This window comes from Janibacter sp. CoH_79_TC_3, from assembly GCF_058197955.1.
In genome coordinates, this window is the sequence record NZ_JBXWIV010000134.1 from 1 (window position 1) to 256 (window position 256).

1 protein-coding gene is annotated in these 256 nt (G+C 51.6%); it reads right to left on the reverse strand.

Annotated elements, in window-relative coordinates; translation table 11 throughout:
- A partial coding sequence (locus AC2FA3_RS15365; RefSeq protein ID WP_490510342.1) for a hemolysin III family protein occupies window positions 1-256 on the reverse strand: 256 nt, incomplete at both ends.

The following is a 256-nucleotide window of genomic DNA, read 5'->3' on the forward strand; positions in this document are numbered from 1 at the left end:
CAACAGCACCACAACCGCCGGGCCGGCGTATGGTGAAATCCAGAACAATCCCATGAATGCCACGCCGGAAACGCCGAAAATAATATACACAATCACGTCAAGCCAGCGTGGAGCACTGATCCAGATGACGTGAATGATGAGCGCCACGGTAGTGCAGATCCACATGCCTGCGATGATTGAATTGCGCCAGAATGGTTCGAGTGCAAAGGAGACCGGCGTATAAGTTCCTGCGATTAGCAGGAAGATATTCATATGG